The sequence below is a fragment of the Noviherbaspirillum cavernae genome (assembly GCF_003590875.1).
GTDB classification, from domain to species: domain Bacteria; phylum Pseudomonadota; class Gammaproteobacteria; order Burkholderiales; family Burkholderiaceae_D; genus Noviherbaspirillum; species Noviherbaspirillum cavernae.
In genome coordinates, this window is record NZ_QYUN01000003.1 from 376,427 (window position 1) to 401,722 (window position 25,296).

Sequence of the window (25,296 nt, forward strand, 5' to 3'; positions counted from 1 at the left end):
TCAATTGACGCGCGGGATGTCCTGGACGCCGGCGACGCTGCATGTCGAATGACGCTCCAGGTAACTTACGGTAGCAAGACGCGAGCGAGACGGAATTATTCTGGATCAAGGGTGGCGCGCGTACTGCGGAGAATCGCTGGCGGCAACAGCGCCGTGGCCGCGCTGGATTGGCAGCAACGGCAGCGGCGGCCGCCTCGCCGTTTGACAGCGAGGCGTGGAATGTTCACTCGATTCGTTCATGCACGCACGTGCGTGCGTGCGTGCGTGCGTGCGTGCGTGCGTGCGTGCGTGCGTGCGTGCGTGCGTGCGCGCGTGCGTGCCGAGTCATTCCGCGAGGAATGTCATGCACCGCATGGCGATGGCATGACAGGGAACGGCTCAGTGGGCAGCGGCAGCTGCCGGCAAGGGTTGCGGGGGCGGTTCCCCGTACGAGAGCGTCTCGCCCGTGACGCTTGCCACGCGATTGCGTCCGCTCTTCTTGGCGGCATACAGTGCCTCGTCGGCCAGCTCGATCAGCCGCGACAGCGATGAACATGTCCGGTCGTGCGACAGCACGGCAAAACCGAAACTCGACGTGATCCGCAAGCCTTCGACCGAACGCACGCCGGGCCCGCACTCGGTGTCGATGCGCGCGCGCGTGCGCTCCGCAATTTCCCTGCCGATGCGTTCGTCGATGCCGGCGACAACAATGCAGAATTCCTCGCCGCCATAGCGGCACAACAAGTCCGCATCGCGCAGCGAACGTCCCAGCGCGCCCGCGACCTGCTGGATGACCAGATCGCCGACCGCGTGCCCGTAGCGGTCGTTGAATGACTTGAAGAAATCGATGTCGGCCATGATGCAGATCAGCTCGCCGCCGCCGGCGACGGCTTTCTGGAACAGCGGTTCCGCACGCGCAAAGAAGGCGCGGCGATTCAGGCAGCCCGTCAGCGGATCGAAGTTGGCCAGTTTTTGCAGCTCATCGTTCTGCTCCTGGATCTTGTCCCTGGATAGTTCAAGGTCGTTCAGCGTCCGTTGCAGCCTGGCATTGGCGTCGCTCAGTTGCGTGACGTCGTCGAAGGAGACGAGGCAGCCGCGCGCCGCACCTGCGCCGTCGTTGATCGCGGAGCAATTCATGCGCAGCTCGCGCGCACTTCCGTCCGGCAACGTGACGGTCAGCTCCTTGCCCTGGATCGTCTGGTTCGAACGCAGCACGAGGTCCCACGGATGGCGCATCGCCACGGCGCCGCGGGACAGACCGGCGATCAGCCAGCCGATCCCGGTGATGGGCGCACCCTCGATCCGCTCCTGACCGCCCGCGTTCATCTGCAGAAACACGGCGTTGGCGAGCATGATCCGGCCCTTGCCGTCGAGGATGAGGACGCCTTCGGTCAAGGTGTCGAACGCCTTTCTCACCCGCTGCGGAACGGCTTGCGATGGATCGAGATAATTCAATGCGCGGCGCAGGTAAAAATAGACTCCCGCCAGACCGAAGCTGGACAGCAGCAGGATCACCAAGATGCTCGGTTGACGCAGCCAGCCCCAAAGCGTGTTGTAACCCGGATCGGTGAACGCCACTTCGATGTCGCCCCATCGTTTCTTGCCGGTGAATACCGGCACCACGACATGGGTCATCGTCGATTCTCCGGTCCACGAGGAGGTCCAGTGATCCTCATGTCCGCGGCTGGCGATGACGAGACGATTGCCTTTCCTCACGCCGATCGAGCGGACATCGGGCGTGATGGCCGCCAGTTGATCAACGGTACTTTGCACGCTGGCCGCGTCTCCTGCGGCCAGCTTCGCATTGATCTGGCCGCCGAGCACCGTGCTGACCTGCCGGCGCACTTCGGCAAGCTGCTGGCGCTCGCTGGGCAGGATGTGCAGCAGCGCATCGAATATCAGCAGCAGCGTCAGTATCAGGGACACGATGCCGATGCTCATGCGCAGGATCGGCCCGAATTGCAGCAGCTTTTTCATCGGCGTCCTTCGTCAGACCACATATCGGTATTTCCTTTCGCTTCGCTGAACATGTGGTCCGCGATATCCAGACCGTCGTCGCCCTCATTCTCCGGCGGGTCATCCGACGCGAGCAGAACCGGCAGCGGATCGAGGCGCACCCACGCCGGCATGCTCGCCAGCAAGCTGGCCGCGAGCGCGCCTTTTCTGACAACCATCCAGACCGTGCCGAGCGTGGTCGCGGCGGCGGCGAGTTCGATTGTTTGCGGCGACACGACGCCGGTGTTGGTCTGCATGCCGTCCGCCAGCGATACGCGTCCGATCGCATTGTCGCCGTCATCGCTGGCGCGAAGATCGGCATTCACGAGCAGGGCAAAACCGTTCTTCGCCGCCACGCGTTGCAGTGTGGCGAGGTGATCAAGACTGATGGCGACGGTATGTTGCTCGGACAACAGCGACTCGCCATCGGATACGGGTTGCGATACCCGCACGGAAGACGGAGCCGGAGCGGAGTGATATGCAAGCTCGTTGCTGCCAGACGGGTTGACGTTCGCATGCGACACCGTGCCGTCACCGGCTGCAGCGGCATTGGTGCTGCCTGTTTTTTCCGTGGTGGCAGCATCGTTGCGCTTGTCATCGACCAGGTCAATTGCGGGCTTGTTTCCGTTGTTGTCCGGCGGCGTGGTGGCAGTCTCATCCTCAAGATCGGACGCATCCTTGATCTCGGCCACGTTGACTGTCATGGCGCGCGCAACGGGATCGAGATCGACGCCGCCGTCGGCCGTTCCGCCGTCGTCCTGCACCTGGAACGTGAAACTGGCATAGCCCGCGCCGCTGGCATCCTTCACCGGCGTGAAGGTCAGCCTGCCGCCCTTGATGTCGGCCAGCGTGATGAAGTCGCCCGCATTGACCGCTACACCATTGAGCGTCAGCGTGCCGGCTTGCGGCAGGGTCGTGATCCTGATTGCCTGCAGCGCATGGCCGTCGGCGTCGGCAAAGCCGAAATCGGTGACCGTGAAGGTGTACGCAACATCCTCGCTGGTGGCGACCGTCCCGTCCGCGCCGGACGGCGCGTCGTTGACCGGCGTGACATTGATCGTCAGCGTGCGCGCGGTCGGGTCGAGATCGACGCCGCCGTTGAGCACATCGCCGTCGTCCTGCACCTGGAAGGTGAAGGAAGCGTAGTTCGCGCCGTGGGCGTTCGCGGCCGGCGTGAACTTCAGCTTGCCAGCCGCGATGTCCGCCGCCGTGATGACCTGGCCATTCGCGACAGCAAGTCCGTTCAATGTCAGCGTTCCGGTTCCCGGCACGTTCGTGATTCTGACCGCAAGCAATGCATCCCCATCGGGGTCGGCGAAGCCGAAGTCGGCAACAGCAAACGTATAGCTGTTGTCTTCCAGAACGACGACCGTGTTGTCTGCACCCGCAGGCGCATGATTGATTTCGCGCACATCGATGGTGATGGTGCGCGGCGTCGGGTCGAGATCGATATCGCCGCCGGCCGTGCCGCCGTTGTCCTGCACCTGGAACGTGAAACCGGCGTAGCCCGCGCCATTGGCGTTGGCGACGGGTGTGAAAACCAGCTTTCCTGCAGCGATATCGGCGACATCGATGAATTGACCGGCCGTGACCGCAACACCATTCAGCGTCAGGCTGCCGGCGGTGGGCAGCGTCGTGATCTTGATCGCCAGCAGGCCGTTGGCCGGACTGTCGCTGCTGTCGCTGAAGCCAAAGTCAGCCACGGTAAAAACATGGCTCATGTTTTCATATACCGTCACGACATTGCCGGTGCCGCTCGGGGCGTCGTTGACGCTGGCGACGTGGAAGGTGAAGCTGCGCGGAGTCGGATCGAGATCCACCCCGCCATTCAACGTGCCGCCGCTGTCCTGCACCTGGAAGGTGAACGATGCGTAGTTCGCGCCGTGGGCGTTGGCGGCCGGCGTGAACTTCAGCAGGCCGGCCGCGATGTCGGCCACGCTGATGACCTGGCCCGCGGTGACGGCGCTGCCGTTGAGCGTCAGGCTGCCGGCCGTGGGCAGGCTCGTGATCCGGACTGCCAGCAGGCTGTTGCCGTCGATGTCGGCAAAGCCGAAGTCGGCCGCCGTGAAGGTGTGCGTGCCATCCTCGTCGATCGTCAGCGTGTTGCCGGTGCCGCTCGGGGCGTCGTTCACCGCGGTGACGTGGAAGGTGACGCTGCGCGCGGTCGGGTCGAGATCGGCGCCCGGGGCGGTGCCGCCGTCGTCCCGCACCTGGAAGGTGAAGGATGCGTAGTTCGCGCCGTGGGCATTCGCGGCCGGCGTGAACTTCAGCAGGCCGGCCGCGATGTCGGCCGCGCTGATGAACTGGCCCGCGGCGACGGCGCTGCCGTTCAGCGTCAGGCTGCCGGCCGTGGGCAGGCTCGTGATCTTCACCGACAGCAAGGCATTGCCGTCGATGTCGGCGAAGCCGAAGTCGGCCGCCGTGAAGATGTGCGTGCCATCCTCGTCGATCGTCAGCGTGTTGCCGGTGCCGCTCGGGGCGTCGTTCACCGCGGTGACGTGGAAGGTGACGCTGCGCGCGGTCGGGTCGAGATCGGCGCCCGGGGCGGTGCCGCCATTGTCCTGCACCTGGAAGGTGAAGGACGCGTAGTTCGCGCCGTGGGCATTCGCGGCCGGCGTGAACTTCAGCAGGCCGGCCGCGATGTCGGCCGCGCTGATGAACTGGCCCGCGGCGACGGCGCTGCCGTTGAGCGTCAGGCTGCCGGCCGTGGGCAGGCTCGTGATCTTCACCGACAGCAAGGCATTGCCGTCGATGTCGGCGAAGCCGAAGTCGGCCGCCGTGAAGGTGTGCGTGCCATCCTCGTCGATCGTCAGCGTGTTGCCGGTGCCGCTCGGGGCGTCGTTCACCGCGGTGACGTGGAAGGTGACGCTGCGCGCGGTCGGGTCGAGATCGGCGCCCGGGGCGGTGCCGCCATTGTCCTGCACCTGGAAGGTGAAGGATGCGTAGTTCGCGCCGTGGGCATTCGCGGCCGGCGTGAACTTCAGCAGGCCGCCGTTGAGCTGCGCCAGCGTGACGACGTCGCCCGCCTGCAGCACGTTGCCGTTGAGCGTCAGGCTGCCGGCGGTGGGCAGGCTCGTGATCCGGACTGCCAGCAGGCTGTTGCCGTCGATGTCGGCAAAGCCGAAGTCGGCCGCCGTGAAGGTGTGCGTACCATCCTCGTCGATCGTCAGCGTGTTGCCGGTGCCGCTCGGCGCGTCGTTCACCGCGGTGACGTGGAAGGTGAAGCTGCGCGGAGTCGGGTCGAGGTCGGCGCCGGGCGTGCCGCCGTCGTCCCGCACCTGGAAGGTGAAGGACGCGTAGTTCGCGCCGTGGGCATTCGCGGCCGGCGTGAACTTCAGCAGGCCGGCCGCGATGTCGGCCGCGCTGATGAACTGGCCGGCCGTCACGGCGCTGCCGTTGAGCGTCAGGCTGCCGGCGGTGGGCAGGCTCGTGATCTTCACCGACAGCAAGGCATTGCCGTCGATGTCGGCGAAGCCGAAGTCGGCCGCCGTGAAGATGTGCGTACCATCCTCGTTGATCGTCAGCGTGTTGTTCGCTCCGCTCGGGGCGTCGTTCACCGCGGTGACGTGGAAGGTGACGCTGCGCGCGGTCGGGTCGAGATCCACCCCGCCATTCAACGTGCCGCCGCTGTCCTGCACCTGGAAGGTGAACGATGCGTAGTTCGCGCCGTGGGCGTTGGCGGCCGGCGTGAACTTCAGCAGGCCGGCCGCGATGTCGGCCGCGCTGATGAACTGGCCGGCGGTGACGGCGCTGCCGTTGAGCGTCAGGCTGCCGGCGGTGGGCAGGCTCGTGATCTTCACGGACAGCAAGGCATTGCCGTCGATGTCGGCAAAGCCGAAGTCGGTGCTGCTGAAGGTGTGCGTGGCGTCCTCGTCGATCGTCAGCGTGTTGCCGGTGCCGGACGGGGCGTCGTTGACGCTGGTGACGTGGAAGGTGAAGCTGCGCGGAGTCGGATCGAGATCCACCCCGCCATTCAACGTGCCGCCGCTGTCCTGCACCTGGAAGGTGAAGGATGCGTAGTTCGCGCCGTGGGCATTCGCGGCCGGCGTGAACTTCAGCAGGCCGCCGTTGAGCTGCGCCAGCGTGACGACGTCGCCCGCCTGCAGCACGTTGCCGTTGAGCGTCAGGCTGCCGGCGGTGGGCAGGCTCGTGATCCGGACTGCCAGCAGGCTGTTGCCGTCGATGTCGGCGAAGCCGAAGTCGGCCGCCGTGAAGATGTGCGTACCATCCTCGTTGATCGTCAGCGTGTTGTTCGCTCCGCTCGGGGCGTCGTTCACCGCGGTGACGTGGAAGGTGACGCTGCGCGCGGTCGGGTCGAGATCCACCCCGCCATTCAACGTGCCGCCGCTGTCCTGCACCTGGAAGGTGAACGATGCGTAGTTCGCGCCGTGGGCGTTGGCGGCCGGCGTGAACTTCAGCAGGCCGGCCGCGATGTCGGCCACGCTGATGAACTGGCCGGCCGTCACGGCGCTGCCGTTCAGCGTCAGGCTGCCGGCGGTGGGCAGGCTCGTGATCTTCACCGACAGCAGGGCATTGCCGTCGATGTCGGCGAAGCCGAAGTCGGCCGCCGTGAAGATGTGCGTGGCGTCCTCGTCGATCGTCAGCGTGTTGCCGGTGCCGCTCGGCGCGTCGTTCACCGCGGTGACGTGGAAGGTGAAGCTGCGCGGAGTCGGATCGAGGTCGGCGCCGGGCGTGCCGCCGTCGTCCCGCACCTGGAAGGTGAAGGACGCGTAGTTCGCGCCGTGGGCATTCGCGGCCGGCGTGAACTTCAGCAGGCCGGCCGCGATGTCGGCCGCGCTGATGAACTGGCCGGCCGTCACGGCGCTGCCGTTGAGCGTCAGGCTGCCGGCGGTGGGCAGGCTCGTGATCTTCACCGACAGCAAGGCATTGCCGTCGATGTCGGCGAAGCCGAAGTCGGCCGCCGTGAAGATGTGCGTGCCATCCTCGTTGATCGTCAGCGTGTTGCCGGTGCCGCTCGGCGCGTCGTTCACCGCGGTGACGTGGAAGGTGAAGCTGCGCGGAGTCGGGTCGAGGTCGGCGCCGGGCGTGCCGCCGTCGTCCCGCACCTGGAAGGTGAAGGACGCGTAGTTCGCGCCGTGGGCATTCGCGGCCGGCGTGAACTTCAGCAGGCCGGCCGCGATGTCGGCCGCGCTGATGAACTGGCCCGCGGCGACGGCGCTGCCGTTCAGCGTCAGGCTGCCGGCCGTGGGCAGGCTCGTGATCTTCACCGACAGCAAGGCATTGCCGTCGATGTCGCCGAAGCCGAAGTCGGTGGTGCCGAAGGTGTGGCTGCCATCCTCGTCGATCGTCAGCGTGTTGCCGGTGCCGGACGGGGCGTCGTTGACGCTGGTGACGTGGAAGGTGAAGCTGCGCGGAGTCGGATCGAGATCCACCCCGCCATTCAACGTGCCGCCGCTGTCCTGCACCTGGAAGGTGAAGGATGCGTAGTTCGCGCCGTGGGCGTTGGCGGCCGGCGTGAACTTCAGCAGGCCGGCCGCGATGTCGGCCACGCTGATGAACTGGCCGGCCGTCACGGCGCTGCCGTTCAGCGTCAGGCTGCCGGCGGTGGGCAGGCTCGTGATCTTCACCGACAGCAGGGCATTGCCGTCGATGTCGGCGAAGCCGAAGTCGGCCGCCGTGAAGATGTGCGTGGCGTCCTCGTCGATCGTCAGCGTGTTGCCGGTGCCGCTCGGCGCGTCGTTCACCGCGGTGACGTGGAAGGTGAAGCTGCGCGGAGTCGGATCGAGGTCCACCCCGCCATTGGCCGTGCCGCCATTGTCCTGCACCTGGAAGGTGAAGGATGCGTAGTTCGCGCCGTGGGCGTTGGCCGCCGGCGTGAACTTCAGCAGGCCGGCCGCGATGTCGGCCACGCTGATGACCTGGCCCGCGGCGACGGCGCTGCCGTTGAGCGTCAGGCTGCCGGCGGTGGGCAGGCTCGTGATCTTCACCGACAGCAAGGCATTGCCGTCGATGTCGCCGAAGCCGAAGTCGGTGGTGCCGAAGGTGTGGCTGCCATCCTCGTCGATCGTCAGCGTGTTGTTCGCCCCGCTCGGGGCGTCGTTGACGCTGGCGACATGGAAGGTGAAGCTGCGCGGAGTCGGGTCGAGGTCCACCCCGCCATTCAACGTGCCGCCATTGTCCCGCACCTGGAAGGTGAAGGATGCGTAGTTCGCGCCGTGGGCATTCGCCGCCGGCGTGAACTTCAGCAGGCCGGCCGCGATGTCGGCCACGCTGATGACCTGGCCCGCGGCGACGGCGCTGCCGTTGAGCGTCAGGCTGCCGGCGGTGGGCAGGCTCGTGATCTTCACCGACAGCAAGGCATTGCCGTCGATGTCGCCGAAGCCGAAGTCGGTGGTGCCGAAGGTGTGGCTGCCATCCTCGTCGATCGTCAGCGTGTTGTTCGCCCCGCTCGGGGCGTCGTTGACGCTGGCGACATGGAAGGTGAAGCTGCGCGGAGTCGGGTCGAGGTCCACCCCGCCATTCAACGTGCCGCCATTGTCCTGCACCTGGAAGGTGAAGGATGCGTAGTTCGCGCCGTGGGCATTCGCCGCCGGCGTGAACTTCAGCAGGCCGGCCGCGATGTCGGCCACGCTGATGAACTGGCCCGCGGCGACGGCGCTGCCGTTCAGCGTCAGGCTGCCGGCCGTGGGCAGGCTCGTGATCTTCACCGACAGCAAGGCATTGCCGTCGATGTCGCCGAAGCCGAAGTCGGTGGTGCCGAAGGTGTGGCTGCCATCCTCGTCGATCGTCAGCGTGTTGTTCGCCCCGCTCGGGGCGTCGTTGACGCTGGCGACATGGAAGGTGAAGCTGCGCGCGGTCGGGTCGAGGTCGACGCCCGGGGCGGTGCCGCCATTGTCCCGCACCTGGAAGGTGAAGACGGCGTAGTTCGCGCCGTGGGCATTCGCCGCCGGCGTGAAGACCAGCCCGCCGGCGTTGATGTCGGCCACGCTGATGAATTGACCGGCCGTCACGGCGGCGCCGTTGAGCGTCAGGCTGCCGGCGGTGGGCAGGCTCGTGATCTTCACCGACAGCAAGGCATTGGCGGGACTGTCGCTGGCGTCGCTGAAGCCAAAATCGGCCGCACCGAAGATATAGCTCGCATCCTCGTTGACCGACACCGTCCTGTCCGCGCCGGACGGAGCTTCATTGACATTGGCTACCGTGATGCTGAGCGTCTGCGTCGCCATGCCGCCCTTGCCGTCGGAGACGCTGACCTGGACGACGTAGACATTGTCGCCGTCGGCGTCGGTCGGCATCTCGAAGTCCGACGCGGCGATGAAGCGCAGCGCGCCGGTGGCGCTGTCGATCGCGAATTTCGCGCCGTCGGCACCGCCAATGATGGTGTAAGTCGGTGTATCGCCGTTGGCGTCGGTCGCCGTCACGATGGTGGCAGTCGTGCCGTTTTCGTATGCAGTGACTGCAGCACTGGCACCGCCGCCGTTAGAGGTAATCACCGGCGCGTCATTGGGCACCGCGAGTACATCAACCGCGAACTCCGAGGTTTCATTGGTGGTGAGGTCGGTGGCCGTCGCGCTGATCCATTGTCCGGCGGAGATGCCCGTCAAGGTGAACGACAATGAGGCATTTCCGGACGCATCGGTGGTGACATCCACGTACCCGATGTAGATCTTGCCTTCGCCGTTGCCGGAAGCATCCTTCGATGCATTGGCATAGATTTCGATCCGGTAGGTGCGCGATGGCGTGCTGTTGAAGCTGCCGAGGATGGTGGTGTTCGCGCCCATCACGTAGGCACCCGCGAGCACCGGAAAATTCTGCAGCCCGTTGCCATTGCCCGCCGCATCGCCGTCGCCCGCATCGTTCGCGGTCACGCCGTCGTTGCCGAGATCGATGCCGATGCCACCGTTGGAATGGATCGCATTGCCCAGGAAGCGGTTGCCGCTGACCGCATTCCATGCCGTGGCGATGCCTTGCAGGGTGTTTTGTGCGATGACATTGCCTTGTCCCGCAGCGGTGCCGCCGATCAGGTTGCCGGTGGCGCCCTCATCGACGAAGATGCCGGTACGTGCATTGCCCAGTCCCGCATCGCCGGCGGCGTTGGTGCCGATGTGATTTCCCTGGATGACGATACCGGAACTGGCGGAAATTCTGATGCCGTCGAAGCTGTTTCCGGCGATGACATTCCCTTCGCCGGACGAGGAACCGCCGATCGTATTGTTGTCCGCGTGGTTGCGGATCAGTATCCCGTTGTTGCCGTTGGCGAGAACCGCCGTTCCATTGGCATTGAGACCGATGATGTTGCCCTTGATGAGGTTGCCCGTCCCGCCGTCCAGCGCGATGCCGCTTTGCCCGTTGCCGGAAATGACGTTACCGCCTCCGCTCGCGTCGCCTATCGTCGTGTTGGCGGACGCACCGTTGACGTAGATGCCGCTTTGCCCGTTACCGAGCGCGGCAGTGCCGTTCTTGTCGACGCCGATGTAATTGCCCAGAATGCTGGTGCCGGTGGAGCTCTGGATTTCAATCCCCGAATAGGTATTGGCCGATACCACGTTGCGCGCCCCGGCAACTGCACCACCGATCACGTTGTTGTTGGATGATGCGCGGATCCAGATGCCGCGGGCATCGTTGCGCACGCCGCCGGTACCAGCCGCGTTCGTGCCGATGTAGTTGCCTTGAATGGTATTGCCGCTGCTGCCGTCCAGCACGAGTCCGTTCACGTTCCCGGAGATCACATTGCCTGCACCGGCTGCCGTGCCTCCAAGCAGATTGCCGCTGGATCCGGATTGGAGATATATGCCGGAATCGCCGTTCGCCAGTTTCGCGGTGCCGGCGGCATCGATGCCGATGTAATTGCCCTGGATGGTGTTGTTGTCGCTGTCCGATAGTTGGATGCCATTGACGGCATTGCCGGAAATGAGGTTGCGCGCACCTGCGGTCGAACCGCCGATGGTGGTGTTGCTGTTGTTGATCAGCGAAATCCCGTGGGTGCCGTTGGCAAGCGCGCCATTGCCGTTCTTGTTCGTGCCGATGATGTTGCCCTGAATCGTCGTGCCGGTCGCCGTCGTGATCTCGATGCCCGCACCACCGTTGCCGGAAATGAGATTGCCGGCGCCGGCTGCCGTGCCGCCGATCGTGTTGTCGTTGCCTCCGATAATGACGCGGATGCCGCGATTGGTGTTGCCGAGGTCGAGCATGCCGCTTGCATCGGTTCCGATGTAGTTGCCTTGAATAGTGTTGCCAGCGGCCGAGAGCAGAATCCCGTCCGTGTTGCCGGAGATGATGTTGCGCGCGGCAGCCGTGGTGCCGCCGATCGTATTGCCGGCGGAAGTGCCGGTGATATTGACACCGGAATTCGTGTTGCCGAGGACCGCATTACCGGCGGCATTGGTGCCGATATGGTTGCCTTGGATGATGTTGCCGTTGCCATCCGAGATTTGCACGCCGTAACCATTGCCGGAAATGACGTTGCCGGCGCCGGCCGCCGTTCCGCCGATCGTATTGTTGCTCGATGCCGATATCTGAATGCCGCGATTGTTGTTCTTCAAGACGTTGTTGCCGCTGACATCGACACCGATATAGTTGCCTTGAACAAGATTGTTGTTGCTGTTGTTCTGGATATAGATGCCATGCGAGGTGTTGCCGGAAATGATGTTGCGTTCTGCCGCAGTGGTCCCTCCGATCACATTGGCGCTCGCCCCTCCTGTGATATCGACGCCGTTGCCGCCATTGGCAACACTCGCGGTTCCGGCGGCGTTCGTGCCGATGAAGTTGCCCTGGACCTTGACGCCGTTGACGCCGTTGATGCGTATGCCATCGTTCGCATTGCCGGAGATGAGGTTGCCCTCACCAGCGAGAATTCCTCCGACTCGGGACACGCCCGTGCCGCCGATGTTTATGCCGTGACGGCCATTGGCAACGGCCACGGTGCCGGCCGCATCCGTACCAATGTAGTTCCCGGTGATGATGGCGGATGCGGAATTGATGATGACAATGCCATCGTCACTATTGCCGGAAATGATATTGCGTTCACCCGCCGTGCTGCCGCCGATCAGGTTGCCGGTGGCAGAGCCCGACAAGCCGATGCCAGCGGCGCCATTGCCGAGATCGAGCGTGCCAGTCCTGTCCGTGCCGATGTAGTTGCCCTGAACGGTATTGCCGGTCGCACCGGCCAGCCGGATGCCGTCTGCGACATTTCCCGAGATGACGTTGCGCGCGCCGGCGACCGAGCCGCCAATGCTGTTGCCGCTCGCATTGAGCAGGTAGAGGCCGTAATTGCCGTTGGCGATTGCGGCATTGCCGCCGGCATTCGTGCCGACAAGATTGCCCTGCACGATCGTGCCCGATGCAGCATTGATCGAAATGCCGTTGCCGTTGTTGCCGGAAATGAGATTGCCGGCGCCAGCGGCCGTTCCGCCAATGATGTTGTTGTTGGCAGAAGCATAGATCTGGATGCCGTCAAGGTCATTGCCGAGATCGAGCGTGCCGGTCTTGTCCGTGCCGATGTAGTTGCCTTGAACCAGATTGCCACTGGATGCAATATTCACCCCATTCTTGTTGCCCGAGATGACGTTGCGCGCCGCGACGACGGTGCCTCCTATCGTGTTGTTGGTGGAAGTGCCATTGATGTATATACCCGAGTCGCCATTGCCGATGATCGCCGTACCGGCAGCATTGAGGCCAATGGTGTTGCCTTGAACATTATTGGTGTCTGCATTGAAAATTCCGATGCCGTGAGAACTGTTTCCCGAGATGACGTTGCCTGCGCCGGCCGCCGTTCCACCCACGAGGTTGTTGCTTGCTGATGCACGAATGTAGACGCCTCGAGAACCGTTACCCAACGCCGCTGTACCCGCAGCGTTGACGCCGATGTAGTTGCCTTGAATGGTGTTGTTGCTTGATCCGCCATCAACATCTATCCCGTTCGAGGTGTTGCCCGATATCACATTGCGCGCAGCAGCAGTGGTACCGCCGATCAGATTGTTATTGGAGGACGCCAGTCCGATACCATCGTTGCCATTGGCGGAAGCCGCCGTACCCGCGGCATTGGTACCGATGTAGTTGTTTTGAATCGTGACGTTGCTGGCGCCATTGATCAGAATGCCGTCATTGCCGAAGCGGTTGATCACGAACCCCTTGATGACGCTGCCGGAAGCACCGGATATCAGATAAAGTCCGTTGGCTGACGCCCCGGCCGACGCGCCATTGAGCTCGATGATCGGCACATTGACATAGCCGGCTTGCGAGGTACCGTCGATGATGACTTGATCGGTAATGGCGGGCAACGCACTCAGCAGCGAAATGCTTTGCAGGCCGCCTGCACCGATATTGAAGGTGATGGTGTCCAGACCGATGTGCTCATTGGCCTCGATGATCGCCTGCCGCAGCGAGCCTGCCCCGGCATCATTGGTGTTCGTGACGATGCAGCCGACATCGGTGACCGTGATGGAAATGGTTTGGGTGGTCGTTCTGCTTCCATCGGACACTCTCACGATGACGACATACACATTATCGCCATTGGCGTCGGTCGGCGCTTCATGGTTGGGCGCGGCGACGAATTTCAGTGCACCCGTGCTGCTGTCTATCGTGAACTTCGAGGCATCCGCACCGCCGCTGATACTGAAAACGAGGGTGTCGCCGTCTGCATCGGTTGCTGTCACGGTCGTGACGGCGGTCGTATTCTCCTCCATGGAAACGGCAGCGGATGCGCCGCCGCCATTCGAGGTAATGACCGGCGTATTGGTTGCCTGGACATCGGCGGCGAACTCGGAGGTGTTTTTGGTTGAGTTATCCGTGGCGGTGGCGCTGATCCACCATTTGCCCGGCGTGGCTCCGGCGAGATTGACCGAGAATGAGGCATTGCCGGAGGCATTCGTGGTGACGGTCGCATACCCCAGATAGATCTGGCCTTCGCCATTGCCGAGGGCATCCTTGTCGGTGTTGGCAAAAAACTCGATCCGGTACGTGCGCGATGCCATACCGTTGAAGGTGCCGGTAATGTTGATATCGCTGCCCGAGATGGTCGCACCGGTCAGCACCGGGAAATTCTGAAGATCGTTCGCCCCGCTATCGGCATCGCCGGCATCGTTGGCAGTGACGCCGTCATTGCCGAGATCGATTCCCAGACCGGCGTTTGAGTGAATCGCATTTCCGAGAATACTGATACCGGTGCCGTTGACGTTGTTGACGCCTTTGCCGCCGTTCCATGCGATGGTATTGGCCGCCTGCGCGGTGGTGCCGCCAATCGTGAGATTGTTGCCGACGGCAGAACCGTTCTCGACGTGGATGCCGTCGCCGGAATTGCCCAGGGCGCCAGCGCCGGATGCGTTCGTGCCGATGCGATTGCCAAGAATGACGGCGCCGGAAGAGTCCGCGATATGGATCCCCGTGCCATTCCCCGAGATCACATTGCCGCCTCCGGCCGTTGCGCTGCCGATGATGGTACCGGAATCTCCCGACAGCATAATCGCTACGCCATTCGCTACCGCGGACGTGCCCGTCGCATTCGTACCGAAATAGTTGCCTGTGATCGAAGTGCCAGAGATACCCGCGCCAACGATGCCGTATAAGTTACCGGAGATGACATTGCGCTCGGCAGCCGTGGTACCGCCGATGGTGGTATTGGTGCCACCGGCAAACATGATTCCGAATCCGTTGCTGCCCGATGTCAAGGCGCCGCCTGCGGCACTCACGCCGATGAAATTGCCCTTGATCGTGGTATTGCTCGCGGCATCGATGGCGATGCCGACCCCGTTCCCGGAAATGACATTGCCCGCGCCGGCCGTGCTGCCGCCGATGGTGGTGTAGGAGTTACCGGAGTGAAGATAGATTCCGCCGCCGCCCCCATACCCAATCATGCCGGTGGCATCAGTACCGAGATAGTTGCTCTGAATCGTCACGTTCGCGGTGCCGTTCAGGTCGATCGCGTAACCGTTGAATCGATTGATGACCAGACCCTTGATCGTGCTGCCGGATGCGCCGGACAGGAGAGTCAATCCATTCGCGCTCGTCCCCGCCGATGCGCCATTCAATACGATGATCGGCGCATTCGCATAGCCCGTCTGCGATGTGCCGTCGATGATGACCTGGTCGGTGATGTAGGGCAATGCGCTCTGCAGGGAGATGCTTTGCGTGCCGCTGCCGATGTTGAACGTGATCGTATCCAGCCCCGCATGCTCGTTGGCTTCGATGATCGCCTGACGCAACGACCCCGCACCGGCATCATTGGTATTGGTGACGATGGAACCAACGTCGGTCACCGTCACGTTGATGGTTTGAGAAAACGTGCCACCGTTGCCATCGGAGACCCGCACCTGCACGACGTAGATGTTGTCGCCGTTGGCGTCCGTCGGTGCTTCATGGTTCGGCGCGCTGATGAAGCTCAGTGCGCCGGTGGCGTTGTCAATGGCGAACTTCGCGGCATCCGCGCCACCGCTGATGCTGAAACTCAGTGTGTTGCCGTCGGCATCGGTCGCGGTCACGGTCGTGACTGCCGTGGTGTTCTCGGCTACCGACACCGCCGCGCTGCTGCCGCCGCCATTGGAGGTGATGACCGGCGGGTTGTTGACGATCGCGTCGGCCGCGAACTCGGAGGTGTCGTTGCTGGTCAAATCCGTCGCGGTGGCGCTGATCCATTGCCCGACCGTGAGGCCGCTCTTCGAGAACGAGATCGTGGCGTTGCCCGCGTTGTCCGTGGTGACTTCGATGTAGCCGAGATAGATCTGCCCTTCGCCATTGCCGCTCGCATCCTTGCTGTTGTTGGCAAAAAACTCGATGCGGTAGTTGCGCGATGCCGTGCTGTTGAACGTGCCTGATACGGTGACAGTGCCGGCGACAGGAATCGCACTCGTCAGTACCGGAAAATTCAGCAGCTTGTTGGGCCCACCGTCGGCATCGCCCATGTCGTTGGGTGTAACGCCGTCGTCATTGAGATCAATGCCCAGATTGCCATTGGAGTAAATCGAATTGGCAAGAATCCGGTTGCCGGAAATGCCGGTAGAAGACGCGGCAATACCGCTGATCGTGTTGTAGGCGATGATATTGCCTTGTCCCGCGCCAGTACCTCCGATCAGGTTATTGCTCGCGTTGTCCTCGAGATAAATTCCTTGCCTTGCATTCCCTAGTCCGCTGTTTCCTGCGGCATTGGTACCAATGTAGTTGCCCTGGATGACGATACCGCTGCTGCCATTGATCTTGATGCCGTCAGACCCGCTCGCGACAACCGTATTTCCCTCTCCCGCGGCGGAACCGCCTATGGTCGTGGTGTTGGCACCGCCATAAAGATATATTCCGAAACTGCCATTGCCGATGGCGGCGGTTCCCGCAGCATTGAGACCGATGAGATTGCCTTTGAGGATATTGCCGATTCCGCCTTTGATCTCGATGCCTCTGGTATCGTTTCCGGAGACAACATTGCCTGTTATCGTGTTACCGCCATTACCTTCAATGTAAATGCCTTGGGCATCGTTCCCGATTGCGGCTGTACCAGTCGCATTCAAGCCGATATAGTTGCCCTGGATCGTGTTATTCGGCGTGCCTGCGCTTGGAAGAGTTACACCGGCCTTGCCGTTGCCGGAAATGATGTTGCGCGCACTCTCTGTCGCCCCTCCGATCGTATTGGATGATCCGTGAATCACAATGCCATTGCCGGCATTCCCCAGAGCGACAGAACCGGTTACATCCACGCCGATGTAGTTGCCTTGCACGGTATTGTTGGACGAGGTAATGAACACCCCATCAGTTTTGTTACCGGAAATGAGATTGCCTGCGCCGGCAGCTGTTCCTCCGACTGTATTATTGCTGCCGATGGCAAGCCAAATACCATAGCCAACGTTTCCCAATGCATTCTTGCCGGTGTCATCCGTGCCAATGTAGTTGCCCTGGATGAGATTGTTGCCGGCGTTGACATAGATACCGTACGACCCATTGCCAGAAACAAGGTTGCCCGCGCCGGCGGCAGTTCCCCCAACCGTGTTTCCCTCGGAAGCAAGCAAAATACCGTTGCCCCCGTTACCCAGTGCATTTAGCCCAGCGGCATTCGTGCCAATGTAATTTCCCTGGATGAGATTGGCGCCTGAGCTGACACGGATACCGTTCACTCCATTGCCGGAGATGATGTTGCGGGCTGCGGCTGTTGTGCCGCCGATGGTATTGTTCGTGCCCGAAACAGAGATGCCAGCATTAAGGTTGCCCAAAGCGCTGGCACCAGTCTTGTTCGTCCCGATGTAGTTACCCTGGATGGTGACATTGGACGTATCGGTCAGCGTAATGCCATTGTTTTTGAACTGATTGATGACGAAGCCCTTGATGATGCTGCCAGATGCTCCTGATGTAAGAGAAAGGCCATCTGCCCCGGAGCCGGCGTTGATGCCGATCAGTTCGATCAGCGGCACGCTGCCATATCCCGTTTGCGTCGTCGCATCCAGAGTCACCTGATAGACGATTGTGGGCAACGCACTCGACAACGTGATGCTCTTCGCGCCGCTGCCAACGCTGAACGTGATGATATCCGCGCCGGAACTGGCATTGGCATTGATGATCGCCTGCCGCAACGAACCGGCACCGGCGTCGTTCGTGTTGGTGACCGCGTAGGTGGCGAGCACGCCATTGAACCACGCCTGCTCCGCCGCGTTCAGCGCCAATGCGGATTCGATATGCCCGGCCGCGTATTCCAGTTTCCAGTCGCCGCCGTCGGCTGTCGCACCGGTCAAATCGGTGCTGGCATTGACATCGGCGCCCGTCAACTGACTCAGCGCCGCAACGAAATCGCGTCCGCCCTGATCGGCGGCGACATCGCAGCCGTACAGCAGAATGTCGCCGTCGGCCGTCAGCGCATTGCCCCACTTCGACACGGCGACGGCATTCGCCAGCAGGCTGTCGCTGTTCAGGCGCGCATCGCCGATCCGCAGTTCGCCGGATGCGCCGTGCGAGATGATGTGCACCGCATCGAGGTCCTGATACCTGCCAAGGATTTCAGCGATCTGCGCAATGCCGTCCGTGCCGGCGGCGATGACGTAGACATCCAGCGTACGCGCATCGCCCTTGTCCGCGACGATCCGTTTCGCGATGTCGTCGCCCTGCTCGACAGCCGCATCGATGAACACGACTTCATGCCGCTGCTGCGTCTGGCTGCCGCTGGCGGCAGTCGTCGCCTGCACCTGCGCCGCAAGCGGTGCGGAGGTGGCGGCAATACCCTCTTGCGGCGCGCCGATTCCGCCCGTCACCAGCAGCGATGCATCGGCGGAATAGAGTATGCGCGGCTCAAGCGCTTCAACGACGAGCGGAGCGGAACGGCGTCTGCGGGACATGGGCTTGCCCTCCTGTTACTGGGTCTTGGGCGGATTCTTCAATTCGTATGACAGCCGCCCCATGCGCGAGGCCTTGATGATGCCTTCGCGCCGATCGACCGGCGGCGCAACGGCAGCCGCTTTTTCCGCAGTCGGCGGTTTCTGCGTGCCGCCGAAATCGGCGAGGCAGCGCAATCCCGCCGGAATGCTGCGGTCCGGATTGGGCAGCGCCAGCCGCACGCGGAAGGTGTTGCTGGCGGCATCGATGACCTTGTCGATCAGGACCACCTTCGCGATCAGATTCCTGTCGCCGGTGATGTCGGTCTTGATGCTGACCGGTGCGCCCGGCTCGATCTGGCCGAACTGCGACAGCGGCAGAACGACTTCCACGCGCAGCGGATCGACCTTGGCGATGCGCACGATCGGTTCGCGCTCGACGCGTTCGCCTTCGGTGCGGTAGCGGTCGATCACGATGCCGGCAAACGGGCTGCGAATGCTGCGCTGGGCCAGTTGCGAACTCGACAGTGCCAGTTCATGCCGCGACACGCGCTGCGACTCCTGCGCCTGCATGACGCGGTTTTCCGCGATGCGTGCCTCGGCCTCCACCTGATCGACCGCCTCCTTCGAAATGAAGCCGACGTTGGCGAGGTTGCGTGCGCGCAGTGCCTTTGCCTGCGCGAGATCGTGCGATGCGATGGATGCCTTCAGGTCGGCTTCGGCCAGCGCACGGGCCGACGCGACGTTGACTGACGCACGCTCGATATCCGCCTTCAGGTAGGCCACCACTTGTCCGGCCTTGACGTAGTCGCCGCGCTCCACCGGGACCTTGTCGATGATGCCGATGCCCGGCGCACCCACCTCCGCCACCTTGTCCGGTTCGATCAGGCAGGCCAGCGGCGCTGCCGATGCCGCTGCTGCCGTGTATCCCGCCACCGCCAGCAGGATCGTCCATGTCGTCTTTGTCATGCCTTGCCATCCAATCGTGTTCTGTCTGTTTGTGTTCTTTAATCGCTTGCGCCTGCAAAGGCCAGCTGCCGTTCCGTATGCCATGCGCGCAGGTAGTAGAACCATTGTTCGCGCCGCCGGTATCGCTCTCGCATCTTCTGTGCCGCCCGCGCCAGCAGCACGAAGCGGTACGGCAGTCCGTGCGCATCCTCGCGGCGTATGGCACGCAGCAGGCGTTCCGCGACAGCGGACAAGGGATCGAATCCATCGCCCATGCAGTAAAGATGCTCCACGCTCCCCGGCTCGCCCTGGCGCGCGCAGCGTCCGTAGAGCTGGCGGTCGATGCGCCGCGAATCGTTGGTCTGGCATACGATCACATGCAGACCGCCCAGCGCCGCCACGTTGTCGCCGAGCCGGATATCGGTGCCGCGTCCGGCCATGTTGGTGGAAACGGTCACTGCGCCGGCCTGCCCGGCCTTCGCCACGATGTCCGCTTCCTCGGCATCGAAACGCGCATTCAGCACCGCATGCGGCACGCCGGCACGCGACAGATGTTCTGACAAGACTTCGGAGTCGGCTACCGAATCGGTGCCGATGAGCAAGGGCCGCTGCTGCGTTCGCAAGGCCAGCGCCGTGTCCACCACATGGCGCCATTGCATCTCGCGGGTCGCGAACACGCGCGCCGGCATGATGGTGCGGCGGTTCGGCAAATGCAGCGGGATGCGCACGATCGGCAGGCCGTAGATGGCAAGCAGTTGTCCGCGCGCTTCATGCAAGGTGCCGCTGATGCCCGACACGCGCAGGTAGCGCGCGAAGAAGCGCTGAAACGTGGTTTGCGTCAGGGTCTGCTGCTCCTGCGTCAGCGGACAGTTCTCCCTGGTCTCGATCAGCTGATGCAGGCCCTGCGACCAGACCCGCCCCTGCGCGGCGCGGCCCGTGGTTTCGTCGATGATGACAACGTGGTCGTCGCGCACCAGGTAGTTGCGCCCCTTCACGAAGAGGTGCTGCGCGGCCAGCGCCAGACCAAGCGTTTCCTCGCGACGGCGGCGCACGCGCCACGCACCTCCCATGTGCAGGGCGAGCGTGGCGGCATGCTCCTGTCCGGCTGCCGTCAGCGTCGCGCGCCGGTTGGCATGATCCAGCTTGAAGTGTTCGTCCGGCTTCAGTTTCGCGGCCAGAAACAGCGCCTGCCGGTAGAACGCCGATTGCTCGGCGTTCTCCACCCGGCCGCTCAGGATCAGCGGCATGCGCGCCTCGTCGATCAGCACGCTGTCGGCTTCGTCGATGATCGCCATGCACAGTCCGCGCAGGTTGCGCTCGGTCTGGCCGCTCGCCGCGCCAAGTTGATCGCGCAGGTGATCGAAGGTCAGTTCGCTGGCGGTGCAATACGTGATATCGCAGCGGTAGATGCGCGCACGGTCGCTGCCGGCGGTCGCTGCCGTGACCGCACCTGTCGTCAAGCCGAGCGTCTGAAACACCGGCGCGAGGGCGGCGGCATCGCGCGCGACGAGATACTCGTTTGCCGTCACCACGTGCACCGGGATGCCGGCCATGGCGCCGGCGGCGGCGGCCAGTGCCACCGCGAGAGTCTTGCCCTCGCCGGTCTGCATTTCGACCAGACGGCGGTCGAGCATCAACCAGCCAGCCAGCAGCTGCGAATCGTGCAGCGTGATGTTCATGTGGAAGCGCAGGCAGGCGTCGATCAGCGAGAAGCATTCGGCCACCAGATGGCGCGTCATTCCTTCGACGGCAAATCGCGAACGCAGGCGTCGCGCGCTGGCAGACACGAACTCGATATCGCAGCCCTGCAATTGCTTGCGCTTCTCATGCACCGCATGGAGGAAACGCGCGCGCTCCCGCGCCGATGGTGCGCGCACGGCGAGCAGGCGGGCGCGCAGCAGTTCGGCGGCGTACCACGTCCACGGACGGCGCGTCTGCGTCTGCTCCGGGTAGGGGCCGAAACGCACACCGGGGCGCGGAATCGGCACGACGTTCTGTTTCACGCGCCCTCCATCGAAAAGATCTTGAGGAACAACTGCCGGAAGCGCCACAGGGCGGTGTGCGACAGCGGTTTCGCTTCATGTTCGAAGCGCACCCATGCGCGTCCGCCCGCGCGCACCACCTTGCGGTCCGTCAACTGCACATCGGCAAGGAAGAACGGCTCCAGCGCGGTCATGCCTTCGCGCTCGGCGGGATCGGTGACGATGCCGCCGCCGCCCTTGTCGCCCAGCGCGCCGCTCGGCAAATGCACGGTTGATGACGGATCGACACGCAGCACGCGGCCCTCGAAGGTCTGATTGCCGGCTTCGGCCAGCTGCACGGACACCTTCTCCACGCCGCCTTTGAAGCGGCCGATATCGTCCTGGGCGATCGCGGCCCGCACGATGGTCGGATCGCCGGCCAGCACGTAGCCGATCAGTGATCCCTTGAGCAGATGCCGGCCCAGCAGGTCGTCCGCATGGGGAATGACCACCACGCCATCAACGCCGGCGCGCAGGGTCAGCTTGTCGATCTGCTCGTCGAGCTGCGCCAGGTCGCGCCGCAGACGTTCGATCTCTTCGTGCGCATTGCGGCCCTGCACAGATGCCTTCAGCCAGCCGCTCGCCTGCTCCGCTTCGGCACCGGCGCGCTGCGCATGCAGGCGCGCGCGCCGTGCCAGCAGCGGCGGTTCCTCGATCACCGCCAGCGGCTGTCCCTTGGTCACGCGCTGGCCGTCGTGCGCGACGATCTCGACGACGCGGCCGTCGCTGCCGGTGCGAATCTGCGAACGTTCCGGCAGCCAGACCACGCCGACGGCCACCGTGCTGGCCGGCACCGGCACGACTGCAATGGCAGCCACCAGCGCGGCCGTCGCGCCGCCTGCCGCCATCATCGGCTTCCATGGCGTCGCGCTCGGATGCGCGGGAGCGAACAGCATGCGCATTGCGCCGGACAGCGGCTTGACGAACAAGGCATGCAGCAGCCACAAGGTAGCCGCGAATCCGAGCAGGACGGATTTGGCCACCACCCATTGCACGATCACGACGGAGATGCACAGCCGGTATGCCCAGGAGGCGGGCGCGTACAGCATGCACCAGAAGCCTTCGCTGCCGACGGGGTGCCCGTCGGCGTCGTCGTCCGCCTGCTTCAGGAAGCGCTGCAGCCGCAGCGACCACCAGCGCTGGCTGCGCGACGCAAGATTCGGCAGTTCAAGCAGGTCGCACAGGATGTAATAGCCGTCGAAGCGCATCAGCGGATTGGCATTGAATGCCAGCGTCGACACGCCGCCGATCGCCATCACCGCGAATGCCGCATCGCGCACGACGCCGTTTTCGGCGGCCGACCACACAAGCAGGGCGACGGCGGCCAGCGACAGCTCCACCGCGATCCCGGCGCAACTGACCGCGATGCGCTGCCACTTGCCGGGGAACGCGGTCGCGGCGGAGGCATCGACAAAGGGGGCCGGCACCAGCACAAAGAACGCGATGCCCGCCTCCTTCACCTCGCCGCCCCAATGCCGCACGGCCAGCGCATGCGCCAGCTCATGCAGGGCCTTCAGGAACGGGTAGACCAGCCACATCAGGAACAGGCCGCGCGGCGTCAGCAGATTGACGGCTGCATGGTGGCGAATCGCGTTCCATTCGATCGCGGCATGAACGACGCCCCAACCGATCAGCACCGCCCACAGGACAAGCGTGAGCGGATGCCACAGCAGGGGTTGCAGGAACGCAAGCCGGTCGAGCAGCGCCGACGGATTGAACAGCTTCAGGCTGAAGGCGAACGGATTGAGATTGGCGCGGCGCTCGGCCTCGCGCTGCGTCTGCCGCTGCAATTGCAGCTTCGACCAGTCCGGCATGGTGTCGAACAGCACCAGTCCGGCATCCATCAGGTGCGCAAGCGCGACGATGATTTCATCCTGCGTCGGCGGGTCGTCCGCCTCGGCATCCTCTGCGACCTGGTCATCCGCCTTGCGCTGCAAGCCTTGCCACAAGGCATCGAGCGAGTGCTCGCCATCGAGCCGTCCCACCAGCTCGTAGGCCTTGCGATTCAAACGGTAGTGGCGGCCGCTGACGGCATGGCTGAAGACGAACCATTCCTCGCCGCGCAATACCTGCCGCCGGATGCGCGTGCCGGGCTGGATGCGCGGGTGCAGCGAGCCGACGCGGTGCCAATTGACGCTGTAGAGCGGGCCGGCGGCTGTCATCCCAGTCTGCTCCACACGATGAAGGACAGTGCATGCCACGCGCGCGCCGCCCATTGCCAGCCGATCGGCGTGTGGCCGGTGGTGATCTTGGCGACGCCCTTCAGACCCGGCACCAGCGCGGCTGCGGCTGCGTCCGCGTCGAGCTGCGCTTCGACCTCGAACACGTTCTCGCCATCGGAGGAAATACCTGCCACCGGCGTGATACGCGCGATGCGAATGCCGAAAGCCTGATCGGGCAAGGCGGTCAACACCAGCTTGCCGGCCTGTCCGAGCTTGACGCCGGAGATGTCGCGCTCGGGAACCTCCACCATGACACGGAACTCCGACCCCTGCGACACGGTCAGCAGCACATCGCCGCGCTTCAACGGCGAACCGAGCAGCTGCGTCAGGTCGCCCTTGATCACCACGCCGTCGAATGGCGCGATCAACTGCGTGCGCTCGAGCTGCTGCGCCACCAGCTCCCTCTGCGCGATGACCTCGTCGAGCTTGGCGCGGCGCAGCGCCACCTGCGTGCGATCCGCCTTCACCATCGCCTCGGCCAGCGCATTCTCCTGCTGTACCGCTTCCGCATCGAGCCGGCGGCGCTCGACATGCAAGGCCTCGTCATTCAGCTCGGCCAGTGACTGGCTCGCCTGCACCCGATCGCCGGGACGCACGCGCACTTCCTTCAGATAACCGTCGATCGGCGACGTGATCACGCGCTGCACCGACGCCTCCAGCCGCGCCTGTCCCGATACCCGGTTCGACACCGGCAGCAGGAACACCGCCGCCGCACAGAGTGCGACAAAACCCGCGGCGACATGGCGCGTGCGGAGCGACGCCAGGCTGCCACGCGTCACGGCGGCGCGCACCGCGGTCGCGCACCGCACGGGCAGCGGCTGATCCAGCGTCCACTTCAGCTTCAAGAGCGGACCGGCATCGACAGCCAGCTGCTGCAGCGACGCCAGCAGCTCGCGATCGAAACCGTTCTTCCTGCGGCTCTCCAGCGTGATCGCGCCGATCAGCTGGCCATCCTCCGCCAGCGGAATGGTAAAAACGCTCGACAAGCCGTTGCAGCGCGCCAGCTCGGCATGCGCGAGAACGATATGGGGAAAATCGTTGAGCGGGTCGGGATAATGCAGCGCCGTATCCTGCAACAGGCTTTCCTCCATCGCCGCCGTCACTTCCGGCAGGATGGAATCCTTCATCCCCTGGTAGTACTGCGAGACGGCGCAAATCCTGATCGCCTTGCGCGTAACGAAGCCAAGGCTGGCGCGTTCGCATCCCGTCGATTGCGCCAGGCGGGTGAGAAATTCGGTCGCCGCACTGCTGAACGACGCATGCGTGAGCAACGGCCGCAACCAGTCCATGAAACCGGTGTTGCGGTCTGTCGTTTGTTCCGCATGCGCCGTGGTGAGTTTCATGGTGGAAGTGAGCGGGATGGGCGAAAGATGCAGCTTGATAAAGTTGCTAAAAACCAATATCAATATATCACCCACCATTGCCCGAAGGCACCAAATAAAAACGTCGTCTTATAGGTGGAATTCCTCTAAAAATCATGCCTCATGCGCCGATTATTACTTTCAGTTACAAGCGATCTCATGCAAACGTTTTTCTTGCGCATCATCTTCATTTTTTGCGTGAAATATCGACAAAAAACGATGAAAATCGCCAGAAAAGCGATGCCACATGGGTGCCACTTGCCAAATATTCTGTAACCAACAATCAAACTCGATGCACGTCGTTTGCCCGCAACGGTGGCCGCGAAATCATCGCCGCATTTCACCCATGAAACAAATTCCGGATGCCCCTCGCATGAGCGCCCTTCACCGATGATGCTGTGCAATCTGATACGGCACCCTCCAAGGAGAGTGCTAATCTGGATGAAGGAAAGGCTGATCCGCCATGGCCGAAACGATTCGCTTTTGTTTTCGCGACGCTGCACATGCGATTGACAAGGCCGCGCCGAAGGCA

The 25,296-nt window shown here is 63.5% G+C and carries 7 protein-coding genes; all 7 read right to left on the reverse strand.

Annotated elements, in window-relative coordinates:
* Positions 1-378: 378 nt before the first annotated feature.
* Positions 379-1,956, reverse strand: coding sequence for a sensor domain-containing diguanylate cyclase (locus D3870_RS20315; protein ID WP_119742880.1), 1,578 nt, complete (start codon positions 1,954-1,956; stop codon positions 379-381).
* Positions 1,953-18,236 carry an Ig-like domain-containing protein gene (locus D3870_RS20320; protein ID WP_119742881.1) on the reverse strand — a complete coding sequence of 5,428 codons (16,284 nt, stop codon included), beginning with the start codon at positions 18,234-18,236 and terminating at the stop codon, positions 1,953-1,955. Before D3870_RS20320 ends, D3870_RS20315 begins: the two co-directional genes overlap by 4 nt.
* 15 nt (positions 18,237-18,251) lie before the next feature.
* Positions 18,252-19,181 (reverse strand): efflux RND transporter periplasmic adaptor subunit, encoded by a 930-nt coding sequence (locus D3870_RS22435; RefSeq protein WP_158590533.1) that lies wholly within the window; start codon positions 19,179-19,181, stop codon positions 18,252-18,254.
* A gap of 38 nt (positions 19,182-19,219) precedes the next feature.
* On the reverse strand, positions 19,220-21,163 hold the full coding sequence (locus D3870_RS20330; protein WP_158590534.1) for a preprotein translocase subunit SecA: 1,944 nt from the start codon (positions 21,161-21,163) through the stop codon (positions 19,220-19,222).
* A complete protein-coding gene (locus D3870_RS20335) occupies positions 21,160-23,343 on the reverse strand; it encodes an HlyD family efflux transporter periplasmic adaptor subunit (protein ID WP_119742883.1) in 2,184 nt (727 codons plus the stop codon). Before D3870_RS20335 ends, D3870_RS20330 begins: the two co-directional genes overlap by 4 nt.
* Positions 23,340-24,746, reverse strand: a complete 1,407-nt coding sequence (locus D3870_RS20340) for a GAF domain-containing protein (protein ID WP_158590535.1) — start codon at positions 24,744-24,746, stop codon at positions 23,340-23,342. Before D3870_RS20340 ends, D3870_RS20335 begins: the two co-directional genes overlap by 4 nt.
* 125 nt (positions 24,747-24,871) lie before the next feature.
* The gene (locus D3870_RS22195) at positions 24,872-25,267 is read right to left on the reverse strand and encodes a hypothetical protein (protein ID WP_147375886.1); all 396 of its coding nucleotides are present in this window, start codon (positions 25,265-25,267) and stop codon (positions 24,872-24,874) included.
* Positions 25,268-25,296 lie beyond the last annotated feature (29 nt).

Coding starts and splice junctions, on each gene's coding strand:
- D3870_RS20315 (WP_119742880.1), bottom strand. CDS start 1,956: ATGAAAAAGCTGCTGCAATTCGGGCCGATCCTGCGCATGAGCATCGGC.
- D3870_RS20320 (WP_119742881.1), bottom strand. CDS start 18,236: ATGTCCCGCAGACGCCGTTCCGCTCCGCTCGTCGTTGAAGCGCTTGAG.
- D3870_RS22435 (WP_158590533.1), bottom strand. CDS start 19,181: ATGACAAAGACGACATGGACGATCCTGCTGGCGGTGGCGGGATACACG.
- D3870_RS20335 (WP_119742883.1), bottom strand. CDS start 23,343: ATGACAGCCGCCGGCCCGCTCTACAGCGTCAATTGGCACCGCGTCGGC.
- D3870_RS20340 (WP_158590535.1), bottom strand. CDS start 24,746: ATGAAACTCACCACGGCGCATGCGGAACAAACGACAGACCGCAACACC.